At 42.6% G+C, this 12,796-nt stretch carries 11 protein-coding genes; 6 read left to right on the top strand and 5 right to left on the bottom strand.

Translation table 11 applies throughout. The features are described 5' to 3' along the window. Window positions 1-29: 29 nt before the first annotated feature. Window positions 30-392, bottom strand: a complete 363-nt coding sequence (locus ABFV72_RS05335; protein ID WP_057757673.1) for a septal ring lytic transglycosylase RlpA family protein — start codon at window positions 390-392, stop codon at window positions 30-32. A 499-nt stretch (window positions 393-891) separates the two neighbouring features. Between ABFV72_RS05335 and ABFV72_RS05330 the strand changes: the two genes are divergently transcribed. The 4 genes from ABFV72_RS05330 (at window position 892) to ABFV72_RS05315 (ending at window position 5,164) form a co-directional block, all read left to right on the top strand. Further along, window positions 892-1,383, top strand: coding sequence for a DUF3015 family protein (locus ABFV72_RS05330; protein WP_347162711.1), 492 nt, complete (start codon window positions 892-894; stop codon window positions 1,381-1,383). A gap of 128 nt (window positions 1,384-1,511) precedes the next feature. Next, entirely contained in the window at window positions 1,512-3,566 is a 2,055-nt protein-coding gene (locus tag ABFV72_RS05325) for a DUF4105 domain-containing protein (protein ID WP_347162710.1), read from the top strand. Between the two features lie 151 nt (window positions 3,567-3,717). Beyond that, entirely contained in the window at window positions 3,718-4,740 is a 1,023-nt protein-coding gene (locus ABFV72_RS05320; protein ID WP_347162709.1) for a DnaJ C-terminal domain-containing protein, read from the top strand. A gap of 100 nt (window positions 4,741-4,840) precedes the next feature. Beyond that, window positions 4,841-5,164, top strand: a complete 324-nt coding sequence (locus ABFV72_RS05315; RefSeq protein WP_057757684.1) for a chaperone modulator CbpM — start codon at window positions 4,841-4,843, stop codon at window positions 5,162-5,164. 81 nt (window positions 5,165-5,245) lie between these two features. Here the strand turns inward: ABFV72_RS05315 and sstT are convergent, their stop codons facing one another. From sstT to ABFV72_RS05295, 4 genes are all read right to left on the bottom strand, one after another. Next, window positions 5,246-6,448, bottom strand: coding sequence for a serine/threonine transporter SstT (gene sstT, locus ABFV72_RS05310; RefSeq protein WP_057757687.1), 1,203 nt, complete (start codon window positions 6,446-6,448; stop codon window positions 5,246-5,248). Between the two features lie 294 nt (window positions 6,449-6,742). Beyond that, complete coding sequence (locus ABFV72_RS05305; RefSeq protein WP_347162708.1) at window positions 6,743-7,240, bottom strand: DNA polymerase III subunit chi; 498 nt, start codon at window positions 7,238-7,240, stop codon at window positions 6,743-6,745. 7 nt (window positions 7,241-7,247) lie between these two features. Next, window positions 7,248-8,903 carry a leucyl aminopeptidase gene (locus ABFV72_RS05300; RefSeq protein ID WP_347162707.1) on the bottom strand — a complete coding sequence of 552 codons (1,656 nt, stop codon included), beginning with the start codon at window positions 8,901-8,903 and terminating at the stop codon, window positions 7,248-7,250. Between the two features lie 225 nt (window positions 8,904-9,128). Next, a complete protein-coding gene (locus ABFV72_RS05295; RefSeq protein ID WP_347162706.1) occupies window positions 9,129-9,746 on the bottom strand; it encodes a cysteine hydrolase family protein in 618 nt (205 codons plus the stop codon). 493 nt (window positions 9,747-10,239) lie between these two features. Between ABFV72_RS05295 and ABFV72_RS05290 the strand changes: the two genes are divergently transcribed. Further along, window positions 10,240-11,550, top strand: coding sequence for an LPS export ABC transporter permease LptF (locus tag ABFV72_RS05290; RefSeq protein WP_347162705.1), 1,311 nt, complete (start codon window positions 10,240-10,242; stop codon window positions 11,548-11,550). Continuing rightward, complete coding sequence (gene lptG, locus ABFV72_RS05285) at window positions 11,550-12,758, top strand: LPS export ABC transporter permease LptG (RefSeq protein ID WP_347162704.1); 1,209 nt, start codon at window positions 11,550-11,552, stop codon at window positions 12,756-12,758. Before ABFV72_RS05290 ends, lptG begins: the two co-directional genes overlap by 1 nt. Window positions 12,759-12,796 lie beyond the last annotated feature (38 nt).

Here is a 12,796-nt window from a genome sequence, read left to right as displayed (position 1 = left end):
ATGGCATAAGCCATCCCTTTTTTATTACATTATTCCTTACGATATTTGCCATCACCGTACGACAGTATTTCCATCGTGGTCGTACAAAGCTGACAGTTTATTTCACCAGCAGCGGCTTTTGATAAATCAAGGATACGACCTCTAATAAAAGGTCCTCTGTCCGTGATTTTTACAACGACGCTCTGCTTTGTCTTTTGATTTGTTACTTGTACCTTCGTGCCGAACGGTAACGTGCGATGTGCAGCGGTTAATGAGTTCATATTGAAGATACTGCCACTCGCTGTGCGCTTGCCATGAAACTTACTACCGTAATAACTGGTATTGGCTGCAAAAACTGTGGTGCTAAGTAGTAGCGATAAAGTGACAACCAAAGACTTGATTAAATAAGACATTTAATACCTTTAAGCAATTAATAAAATAGACAGATGCTTTTGCCTACGTTATCTATACTCCCTATGAGTATGAATAATAGGGGATTCTACAAGAGCTAGCTTGTCATATTATTACTGCCGTGTAAAAAACTCATGAGGTCAAATAGCTGTTTTCTAAGGAAAAGTAGATATTTTTTAGCAAAAAAAATGATGGTACAGGTACTAAAGCTAGACTTATAAAGAGTGATTCTCATAAAGAAGCTGACAAAATATTGGAAAGCCAACAACGCAATATAAATAGGTAATATATAAAGACCAAATCTATCGATATAGCATAATTATCGTTATGAAAGCTCAAATAGTAATAGATAATATAATGTAAAAAAACCTTGCTATATTCTTACTATTTTGTAGAATGCATAAGGTTAAACATTATTCTAGAGTATCTATCAAATACACTCATGATAAGTTTGATTTTTGGTCAAATAATCTATTTTTTATCGTCTTTCGAGGAAGTTTTATGTTGAAAAAAATTGCGTTCGCTTCAGTTGTCGCGGCAATGATTCCATTTAGTACAGCGAATGCTGATCTTGGCTCTAAATTTAAAAAAGTAGAGACTGGTCGTACGATTGAGCAAGTATACAAAGAATGTGGTATTGGTGGCGCTTTGTTCGGTAATTCAAGCCCTATCCTTGCTATTATCTCTAATGTGACTTGGGATTGGGGTACTACCGCTGCGACTTCTAATTCTATGTCTCCTGAAACTTGCCAAGGTGGCAATGTTAGAGCAGCTGTTTTGATCAAAGAAGCATTCCCAAGTGTGGAAAAAGACTTAGCTTCAGGTCAAGGAGCTCATTTATCTGCCTTACAAAGTGTTGCTAACTGTGATTCAGCCGCTAGTGTACGCACACAATATGGTCAATATACTCAGACTTCTGCCTATCGTACTGCTACGCAAGATCAAAATGCTGAGACGCTATTTAGCATCGTTAAGCAAAGCTGTGCTATCTAAATATTGAAAATGCTAGGTATTAAATTTTTAGTTTAATACTCAAAATTTTGATAATTTAATGATAAAAACACGTAAACCTAGTGCTTACGTGTTTTTTATTGCTCATGTATTTATGGTATCTAAATAAAATGCAAAAAATGTTTTTATGGGCGGCCTGTTTGGCTGCTACGACTATTTGCAACGCAGAAGTTGATGAAACGAAAGCCTATGCTTCAGCGCCCGTAACAGTAGATAAGGGAAATAAGTTCTCTTCTAGTAATGATTCAGCTATCGCAGCAGACGTGACTTTAAGTGATCCCGAGAACTTGTCAGATATTGAGCCAAGCGTACAACGACTCGATGAACCGCAGGTACAGGAGCAAAACCAAAACTCTCAAAAAGATACCGCTATTGACCCCATAAAACTAAAATCATTGGCTAAGCATTCCCAGTGGCAACATCTATTGTTTTATAAAAATGGCAAGGCTGAAGTCATCTCACCAGATTTTTATTTAACCAATCCTAAGCCTCGTTCGAAACGCAATTTTGATCCCTATGCAGAGCTTATAGCAACGATAGAGCAAATAAATAATGAGGGCGTAGTTTGTAAGTATCCAGCCAGATATTTATGGCTTAATCATCATTTACCAGAGCTGAACGTCGATCTCAAAAACTGCTCAAAATTACCCGATGCTAATCAAGAAATAAGCCTGATCCTAGTAAGCAGCTATCTAAAAAACCCAGCTTCTTCATTTGGTCATGTACTGGTCAAAACCAACACGCCTATAGATAATGTAAATAATACGAACAGTGATGACAGAGAGCTATCTAGCGAGGACTTACTTAATAATTCATACAACTTCGGCGCTCGTATTCCAGAAAATGAGAACGGTGCGATGTACGCGCTAAAAGGACTATTTGGGTTTTATGATGCTGGGTTTTCAGAGACGGAATTTTTTAAACAAGACGCGGTATATTCCAAGAACGAGCAACGTGATATGTGGGAGTACGTGCTCAATCTAGATACCTTTGAAACGCAATTATTGAACTATCATTTGTACGAAGCAAAGTCCGCTCGCTTTGACTATTACTTCATCAAGCAAAATTGTGGTTATCGCTCAGGAGAGATACTTGAGCTGATAAGCGACATAAGAACGACTGAGCGAGTAGGTCCTTGGTATGCGCCAGACTATGTATTCGATAAGCTACTAGAACACGACAACGGCGCTGATTCATTAGTGTCTTCGGTACGCTATTTGCCCTCTGAACAAACGCAACTGCGCGAGAAGTTTGTACAATTATCTAAGCCAATACAAGCCATCATAAACTCTGTTATTCGTACAGAAAACACTGCCCCGCTTTCTACTTTAAACGCGGATGATAGGGCGGTTGCGCTTGATTTTCTGATCTTACATCGTACTTATAAAATCTCGCAAGACGATACACCGAAGCAGCGAGCTTTCAAAAGCGAATTGCTCAGTCAGCGTTTTGCGCTACCAGCTAGCAATGGTTTGGCTCAGCTGACTGTACCGAACAAAGCATCACCAGCATTGAGTAACAAAACCACGCAGACTACCGTCGTTTTATCTGACGAGAGGGCAGAAGTTGGTTTATCGCTATTTGTAAAAGACCCGCTTAACGCTCATACGGATATTGATAAACGTTTTGAAGCCGTAAAAGCGTCACTGGGTTATAACTTTGATGAGCACCAATGGGCATTGACGGATTTTATATTTTTAGACATGCAGCAAATTGAAGATCTTAGACAACCGTTATCAAACGAACCTAAACTGTCTTGGCAACTAAAAACAGGCGCTCGTACAGACATGTTTACTGGCAATCGACATAGCCCTTATGCACAAGCTGGCGTTGGCGCAGGCGCTAAGTTTGGTAAACATATACTTGGCTATGGTATGGTCAATGCGACGGTCCATGATCAAGATAGACACGCAGATATCAGTATGGAGCTTGGCTTACGTATGAAACGTAATAACCAAAGTGCTGAATTGTCTTACGTAACTTCAAAGCGAGAAGGGCGCGCTGCTATTGATCTTACCAAATTGACATTACGCCAGCAGCTATCAAAGAATAACGATGCTAGGATTACAATGACATATTCAGGCACTGTGATGGCCGATAACGGCGTAGTGTTAGGTGATTCAAATACGATAGATGCTGCTATCGCTTGGCATCACTACTGGTAATATTTATATAACGGTGTTTGTTGTAATTATTGTTATGATGATAAGTAGGCTACAAAAATTGCTATAGCAGAATCTAGTAGCCATTTATACCGTATCGTTTGAAATTGGCAGACTGATACCACTAATATGTTTTTATTTTGGGGAAAATAACATGGCAGAGAAAAACTACTATGACATTTTAGGGGTCAAAAAAGACGCCTCAGACGCTGATATCAAAAAAAAATACCGTAAGCTCGTTCGTCAATATCATCCCGATGTCAGTGATCATCCAGACGCTGATAATAAAATTGCAGAAATAAACAACGCTTACGAAACGATCAGAGATAAAGACAAGCGCGCCGAATATGACGCTATGCTCAATAATCCGTTTGCTAGTCAAAATAGATCAAGTGGGTTTGGTGGCAGTGGGCAAACTGGTGCGGGTCAAGGTGGTTTTCGCTGGGAAGATATCAAAGATCAGTTTGGTGACGGTGAGGCCTTTGGTGATGGTGGTTTCCGCTTCGATGACATTTTTTCAGCATTTGGTCGCGGCGCACGTGGGTCAACTGGTGGACAAACGGGTGGTCGCTCTCAAAGCAGCGGTTTCGATCAGTTTGGTGGCTTTGGGACGCAAGATAGCAAAGGTCAGGATCAGCATGCCGAGATTACCGTTGATTTGTCTTCAGTCTATAGTGGCGACGACTATAGTATTAAGCTAAACGTCCCTGTTCGTCAGCCCAATGGTAATGTCGACTACGATAATAAAACCCTTAAGATAAAAATCCCTAAAGGCATCACTGACGGTAAGCAAATTCGTTTAGCAGGGCAAGGCGCTGCTGGTAGCAGTAATGGCAAAAATGGCGATTTGTTTTTGAAGGTTAAAATTCGTCATGATGCCAATATTCGTATAGAAGGTGCAGACGTTTATCAAACTGTGAATATTGCACCGTGGGAAGCGGCATTGGGTGAAAAAATCAACGTCAGTACGCCAGCGGGTACGCTTGGTGTGACCATTCCTAAGAATAGTAAATCCGGTAGCAATTTACGTCTTAAAGGCAAGGGTATCCCTGCCAAGCAAGCAGGTGACCTGTATCTAACTCTAAATATTGTCAACCCTGATGTCAGTAGTGATGCGTCGAGACAGGCTTATGAGCAGCTAAAACAAGCCTTTGCGGATACCAATATTAGTCGTTAAACAAGATTATGAATAACCATTACTTATTATTGAAGTAATAAACGAATAGCAGAGATGAATACGATACCGATGAAATAAAGAGAAAACGAGGATAATAGCTATGAACCACTCGACTGAATTTACAGACATCATCATGAGCTTAGATGAACTGGTCTCTGCCTGTGGCCAAGAGCGCCAATGGGTCATCGAATTAATCGAAGAAAATATCATTGAGTATGATGTACCAGAGCATGAAAAATTTACTGGTTATCAGCTGACGACAGTGCGCCGTGCATCGCGACTGAGTCGTGATTTTGAAGCCAGCGTACCAGCAATTGGTTTGATACTTGAGCTGTTAGATGAGGTTGAGCAGCTACGCCAACTCAAACGTCAGATAGAGCAGCAAGCACCAGTGGTTGAAGTCGATATAAACACTCTAAAGTAAACTAACAATCAAGATAACGCGCAAAAAAAGGGCCCTTTAAAGGCCCTTTTTTTATGTCTATAGAAAACACTTCAGCAGAAATTAACGCGAATACGTAGGATCCGCTGCTGCTGTAAATAATACATCAGTTGAAGAGTTCAAGGCAGTCTCAGCTGAATCCTGAATCACACCAATGATAAAGCCAATCGCAACTACTTGCATCGCGATATCATTTGGAATGCTAAATAAGCTAGCAGCGAGTGGAATCAATAGCAATGAACCACCAGCAACACCAGAAGCACCGCAAGCACTAATCGTAGCAACCAGACTGAGTAGCAGCGCTGATGCAAACGTCACTTCAATACCCAACGTATGAGCAGCAGCAAGCGTTAAGACGTTAATCGTAATTGCAGCACCAGCCATGTTTATAGTGGCACCTAGTGGAATGGTCACCGAATAAGTGTCTTCATGCAATCCAAGTTTACGGGCAAGGTTCATATTGACCGGAATATTGGCCGCTGAACTGCGCGTAAAGAAGGCAGTAATTCCTGATTCGCGCAGACATCTGAACACGAGCGGATAAGGATTTTTGCCCGTTTTAATAAGGACGATAAGCGGATTGGCAACCAACGCAATGAATAACATGCAGCTGATTAACACCATCAAGATACGTGCGTAGCCTGCCAAAGAAGCAAAGCCTGTTTCCGCAACCGTGCTAGCGACTAGGCCCAAGATACCAAATGGGGCTAAAGCAATAATCCATTTAACCACTTGTGAGATGGCATCAGCAAAATCACCGACAACATTGCGAGCAGTATCACTGGCTTGGCGCAATGCAAAACCGATAATAATTGCCCATGCTAAGATACCAATGTAGTTGGCTTCAGCGATTGCATTGATAGGGTTAGCGACCAAGTTCATGAGCAAGTTTGTCAAGACTTCTTTTAGGTCAGCAGGTGGTACTTGCGCGATATCGGCGTTGATCAAGACAAGCTCAGTCGGGAACAAAAAGCTGGCACCGACTGCCGTTAGTGCTGCCAAAAAAGTGCCGAACATGTACATGATAAGCACCGGCTTTACGTAGACTTCATTGCCACTGCGATGTTGACTAATGGCTGCCATAACCAGAATAAATACTAGGATGGGAGCGACTGCTTTTAGTGCGCCGACAAAGAGTGTACCGAGCAACCCTATGGCGGTGCCGATACTTGGCGCTAGCCAACCAATCAGTACCCCTAACACCAAACCAATAATAATAAGCGGCACCAGCCCTATACGCTGATACATCGCAATTAATGAACGCATCTGTACACCCTCAAGTCCGTTAAAAGTAAGTGAATTGTCACAACAGAAAATTTATCGAAGGATGGTAGCATTTTTTGACATATTCGCATACCGCTCATAGCAGTAGCTGTTGCGTGCAAACAGAGGGATAGTAGAGTTATACAACTAGTATAAAAAGAATGCAGCACTTATAGGCAAGGGCTAGCTACTCAGAATACCTCATTTATAAGAGAGTAAAAGCAGCGATATAGGCAGTGATATATAAGGTAGGAAGAGATTTCGCTGTAAAAGGTAAGAGGGAAATAAACGGCAAAGCTATAATTTAAAGTGGGTCAAATCGTAACCTAATTGCTGGTAGGCTTTATATTTATTACGACCTTCTTGGGTACTTGTAGCATCAGGTCGGATCAGCTCAAGGACTCGAGAGGGTTTTGAATTATTGGTAGCAGCCATAAAATCGTTGACGGGACGTATCGTCGTATTGAGCACGATACCATTAAAACCTGCTGGCATATGATTGCCTAGCAGTACAGGCGCTAATGATTTATGAGTAACAATGTTGATGTTGCTATCATCAGTATCTCTATCATTGGTACTTTTGTTGTCAATATCAGAAAGACATTGATGCGGTATAAAACTCGTGGGCTCTTGTGCCCAAAGTGCCGTATCTAGATTTGCTAGTAATGTCTCATCTTCAATTAAAATCAGCAAAGACTGAGCGCTTTTGTTAAGCGCCGTCTGAGTCAGCTGACAAATAAAGCCCAAGAAATCTTGGGCCTTACTTTCACTTAATACATAAAAACTGATTTTCATAAATGGATTAAGCCATCTCTGCGCTGTTTTTTAGATATTGCATAAACAATGGTACAGGACGTCCAGTGGCTGCTTTGTCTTTGCCGGAATTCCATGCAGTACCAGCAATGTCTAAATGCGCCCATGCTTGACCTTCTTCAATGAAACGCGACAAGAAGCAGGCGGCAGTTACGGCACCAGCACCTTTACCACCGATGTTTTGCATATCAGCGATTGGTGAGTCAAGCTGAGCTTGATACTCGTCATCTAAAGGCATATGCCAAATTAGGTCGCCTGATAGGTTGCTGGCATTTTCTAAATCAAACAGGACATCTTCATCATTACTAAATACGGCTGAACGCACATGGCCTAGCGCAACCACACAAGCGCCAGTCAAAGTGGCAACATCGATGATGGCTTTTGGCTGATAACGCTGCACGTAGCACAAAGTATCTGCTAGCACTAAACGACCTTCGGCATCAGTGTTCAAGATTTCGACTGACTTACCATTCATCGCTTTGACGATATCGCCTGGACGTGTTGCATCACCTGATGGCATGTTTTCAGCACAGGCTAGCGCACCAACGACATTGATTGGTAGACGAGCTTCGCACAACGCTTTGATTGTACCAAGTACTGACGCTGAACCACCCATGTCAAACTTCATCTCATCCATCGCCGCACCTGGCTTGATTGAGATACCGCCTGAGTCAAAGGTTACGCCTTTACCGACTAATACGATAGGTGCGTCGTCATTGGTCGCTTGTGCATTGTCATTGCTATTTTTGCTTGCATTTTTAGCTGACTTTTTGGTTGGTAGTTTATCGGCCAATGCCTTTAGACCACTCACTTTTGCGTTGCTAGTGGTTTGCTCGGTAGTGCCTGCATTTGAACTAAATTCTGATTTGCCACGGTACTCCATGAGTACCAGCTTACCTTCTTTGGTAGAGCCTTGTGCAACGGCTAAGAAGCAATGCATACCTAGCGCTGACATCTCGTCCTCACCTAGTACCTTCACGGTCAATAGGTCAGGGTAAGTTTTTGCAAGCTCTTGAGCTTGTTCAGCCATATAAGCTGGGAAGCAAATATTGCCAGGCTCATTGGCCACATCACGAGTCAGGCTCTGACCAGCAAATACTGATTGAGCAAATGCTAGCGCAGGCTGTAGTGACTCATCAGCTAATAGATAGACATCAGTCAATACAGGACTCGCTTGCTCAGACTTATACTTGTCAAAGCGGTAGCTAGCTGCCAACAGATTAAGGGCAAATTGACCGAAGTGATTTTCTTCTAGCGCATCACCCAAGGCGACAGTGATAGAAGACACACGCTTTTGTGTGCTGCTATAGATAGTATTGGCGATTTTTTGCAGTACGGTATTATTGAACTTATCAGTGTTACCTACACCGACCAATAGCAGTTGTACAGGGTTTTGCTTAGTGGTTTTTTTATCACCTGCCAGCGCATAGTCAGCAACAGTCTCACAGGTAGTACCCTTGAAATGTGATACTTCAATCAGCTGCTCAATACGAGTGGTATATTCGGTTAGCACAGATTCAGCCAGAATGTTTTTCTTGTCATCGACCAAAACAACCAGACAAGCATCGTCTTTACTTTTGGCTTCTTTTTTCAGGATTTTCTGCGTATGAGTCTTTGGTAAATGCTGAGATAATTTGATATTCATATAGTTATCCTTATTAGAGTTATGAAAATTGCAGGATTTGGATGACTGCTTATACCTGTCAGATTATTAGATTATTTGGTCTGTTGAGCAATCACAGTAGTGTAGCATATTGCGATAATCGTGCGCAGTTAGCAAGCCTTAGGTAATACGTTTGAATTATTATGCTGTACTAACTTACGCTATGGTTTAACGGTTACATTATCATTTTCCGATGATGCCAACATACTAGCCATTGACCAATTCATCGGTCGTTACCATCGCGGCAAATCTGTCTTGTAGTGCGGCCATGGCAGTATCATGCATGATTTCAGCGCTTATCGGCTCTCTTGTAGCGCTAGGTAGGTCGCGAGTGGCACAGGCATCGTGACAGACGAAACTATCAAAACCTAAATCAAATGCGGCGCGGACGCTTGAGCTGACACACATATGACTCATAAAACCCGCAAAAATAATCTGCTTTTTTTCTGCTGCTGAGATCAGTGATTGTAATTGCGTATCATAAAAGGCATTCGGATGCTTTTTAGCAATCACTGTTTCGCCATCTTGTGGCTGCAACTGTTCGACTATCTCAACGTTAGCTGATAAAGGGTCAAAGACATTGCCATTCTCTGCACCGTGATGGGTAATGTGGAAGATAGGTAGATCTTGCTGACGCGCTTTATCGAGTAGTAGGCGCGCATTGGCGACGGCTTTTGCCCCAGCGTCCCCTAATGGCATAGCGCCATCGACATATTCATTTTGATAGTCGATAAGAACAAGCGCGCAATTTGACCAGTCAAGCGCATTGAATGTGCCGCCAGCGAGTTCGAGTAGGGTAGAGGGTGTAGAGGTCGTTTTATTCATTAGTATTATTCTCCGTTTAACAATATAAGTATATTTTTCTATCAGTCAGTCTAGCAATTAATAACAGAGATAAATGTTCGATGATACGAATGACAAACAAACCTTTCTAAAATAAATAAAGCAAAAACTTAGCGCTATAAATACTATCAATTCGATGTAATTTGAGGTTTTAGCAATTATTTATCCAATATTTGCTATATTTGTTACTTACTGTCAATAATGCGCTCTCAGCAAGGTGTAGGTAATGTTTTCAAACACATTTCACAGCTATTTTTGGGCAAAACATGCTAGCATTAGCGGTTATATCTGTTGCTGGTGTTTATTGAGTATGACTAACCAGTCGCTTAGTAACGTTTACCGTTATTTGAGTATGTAAATGGCCCATATCATGCTGATGATATGTCGTCGTACGTCCTAGATATTTAATAAGCTCATCATCAATCGCGCGCATACCAACTGTTTAAGAGTACCCATTGTGATATTACGCCGCTACATGACACAACAAGTTGCCTCGACCACTGCCTTAGTGTTGGGGTTTTTGGTAGTGATGATGCTCGGCGGTCGTTTGATACGCTATTTTGGCATCGCTGCTGAAGGTCGTTTGGACGTCAGCCTACTGTTTACGATCATTGGGTATAACCTGCCGTATTTTTTAGAGCTGATATTACCGTTAGCATTCTTTATCGCTTTGATGCTGGTATTTGGCCGCTTATATGTCGATCAAGAAATGGCAGTGATCAATGCTAGTGGCGTATCTCGAGGTCGGCTTGCTCGATTGATGACACCATTAATATTAGCGTTGTTCGTCGGCGAGGCGGCGCTATCTGTCGTTGGCAAGCCTTGGGGCGTACGCTCATCTGAGGCTGTCTGGCAGCAGCAAGCATTGACCAGTGCATTTGATTTGATTCGTCCGAACGAGTTTATCAGTAGCGGCAATTATCATTTATATGTGGGTAGTCTCAGCGATGATAAGAAAAAGTTGCAAGATGTGATATTGATCCAATCTGAACCTGCGAAAAGAGGTAGTGCTGCTGAAAGTGTCGATGCTAATGCCACTGATATGAATAATACGATTGACAGCGAGACGGCCGAACAAATTGGCATCTCTGACATACCAAAAGATATTATAAATAGTGGTGCAAAAGACATTAGCAAAGACACTATCACACTGGCTAAGCGTGCTGAGCAAGTAGATACTGGCAATAGCGGCGTGACTCAGTTGGATTTGTTCCAAGGACGTCGTTACGAAGTTGGCGCAGGCAGTCTCAAATATAATCAAGTCGCTTTTGATCGTTATCGCATTACCTTGACTGAGTCTTCACAGGAAGTTATCACCGAAGACAATATTGAAACGCAACAGATAGGACCATTATGGCAAGCCGCCACGAGTAGCTCACCATCAGGCACGAATAGTGCAATGCGTGCTGCACAAGGTGAGCTTGGCTATCGTTTGGCGCTACCATGGCTGATGATTATCGCGCCTATGTTGGCTGTGCCACTGGCGCAAGTGCGTCCGCGTCAAGGACGTTGGCTGCGCTTGTTTCCTTCTATCTTATTATTTGTCAGCTGTGCATTAGGTATCATCTCGCTAAAAAACGCAGTGAGCAAAGACAGCATCAGCGTATGGGCGTATGCATGGCTCATCTTAGGGTTTATGGCGTTGGCGCTTTATATGAATTGGGGCAGCCGCGTGCAACATCGATTGCGCTTTCGCAAACAAGAGAATAGGCTAGCCGCTGCCGCAACTAGTTCAGTTAGCGACATCGATAATCAGAACAACAGCTCACAAGGAGGGCAGTCTTAATGCGCTCTTTATTTGCTAAGTCAGCCAAGTCTAATCAATTGGCTAAAAAACCTGCCAATCTAAAAGTCCTTAGTCGCTATGTCAAACTCAATGCTCTATTGGCTATTATCGCTGCCGTTATTGGTTTATGGGCGTTGCAGCTGATTTTCTCTTATTTATCAGAGCTTGATTCGTTAGATGATAACTACACCATGGGCGAGGCGCTCAAATATATCTTTTATCGTTCGCCTTACTTTTTAGAGCAATTTATCCCAACGGGTGCGCTATTGGGTGCTGTCATAGGATTGGGCTTGCTGGCGAATAAAAGTGAGCTGGTCGTCATGCGCGCGGCTGGGGTCAGTATTTATCGTATCGTCGGCTGGGTATTGCAGCCCGCTTTGATATTTGTACTACTGGCATTGGCTATCAACCAATTTGTCCTACCGTCTTCTAACCAATTAGCGAAACAGATTAATGATGAGGATAGCACCTCACTGGTCACATCAGTGCGCGGCTACTGGACGATACAGCCACGTTTCGAAACCACAGAAGCTGGCAGTGCCACACCTGATGGTAGCGATATTTTATATATTGATTATGCTGATGTCGCGGGTAATATTGGCGAAGTGAAACGCTGGCATTTGGATAACAATGGTAATTTGCAAACTGCTGTTCATGCGGAAGGTGGAAAGTATACTGGCCGTGAACCAATTGATGTGAACAGTGAAAAGCCAAGCGAGCAGTATCGTTACGAGTGGCAGCTAAATGATATGGTTAAGCTCTCTATCAATCAGGGATTTGAGAGTAGCCAAGCTATTTCACCATCAGATACGTTAAGCTTACCCTTTGCCCCAGAGTCTGTGTATCTGCTGACGCGTAAGGCAGAGGATTTGTCATTGACGCAGCTGTATGAGCATCGCACGTTTATGCGTCAACAGGGCAATCGCTCTTTAGATCATGAAGTCGCATTTTGGCAAAAGCTACTATCGCCATTATCGATATTGTCGCTGGTGATTGTCGCTTGCTCGTTTGTCTTTGGCTCGCTACGGACGCACAGCTTAGGCTTGCGTATCGTCGTGGCATTGCTGTTTGGTCTACTATTTAGCTATATTCAAGACCTAGTTGGTTTTGTATCGCTAGCGACAGGCTTTTCACCGATGCTTATGGTGCTATTGCCGATTATCGGCAGCGCGCTATTGGGCGGATATTTGATAAAACGCCAGATGTAAAAAGACAATTGGTCATACAAAATAAAAAGCACGCTAAA

Source organism: Psychrobacter proteolyticus (assembly GCF_039762275.1).
In the GTDB taxonomy this organism is placed as follows: domain Bacteria; phylum Pseudomonadota; class Gammaproteobacteria; order Pseudomonadales; family Moraxellaceae; genus Psychrobacter; species Psychrobacter proteolyticus_C.
Note: the sequence above shows the minus strand (reverse complement) of the source record. Positions and strands in the feature narration are given on the sequence as shown.

Bases quoted from the DNA above. Each gene is read 5' to 3' on its own strand.
- ABFV72_RS05335 (WP_057757673.1), bottom strand. From the start codon at position 392: ATGTCTTATTTAATCAAGTCTTTGGTTGTCACTTTATCGCTACTACTT.
- ABFV72_RS05325 (WP_347162710.1), top strand. From the start codon at position 1,512: ATGCAAAAAATGTTTTTATGGGCGGCCTGTTTGGCTGCTACGACTATT.
- ABFV72_RS05305 (WP_347162708.1), bottom strand. From the start codon at position 7,240: ATGAAAATCAGTTTTTATGTATTAAGTGAAAGTAAGGCCCAAGATTTC.
- lptG (WP_347162704.1), top strand. From the start codon at position 11,550: ATGCGCTCTTTATTTGCTAAGTCAGCCAAGTCTAATCAATTGGCTAAA.
- ABFV72_RS05300 (WP_347162707.1), bottom strand. From the start codon at position 8,903: ATGAATATCAAATTATCTCAGCATTTACCAAAGACTCATACGCAGAAA.
- ABFV72_RS05315 (WP_057757684.1), top strand. From the start codon at position 4,841: ATGAACCACTCGACTGAATTTACAGACATCATCATGAGCTTAGATGAA.
- ABFV72_RS05290 (WP_347162705.1), top strand. From the start codon at position 10,240: ATGACACAACAAGTTGCCTCGACCACTGCCTTAGTGTTGGGGTTTTTG.
- ABFV72_RS05320 (WP_347162709.1), top strand. From the start codon at position 3,718: ATGGCAGAGAAAAACTACTATGACATTTTAGGGGTCAAAAAAGACGCC.
- ABFV72_RS05330 (WP_347162711.1), top strand. From the start codon at position 892: ATGTTGAAAAAAATTGCGTTCGCTTCAGTTGTCGCGGCAATGATTCCA.
- sstT (WP_057757687.1), bottom strand. From the start codon at position 6,448: ATGCGTTCATTAATTGCGATGTATCAGCGTATAGGGCTGGTGCCGCTT.
- ABFV72_RS05295 (WP_347162706.1), bottom strand. From the start codon at position 9,746: ATGAATAAAACGACCTCTACACCCTCTACCCTACTCGAACTCGCTGGC.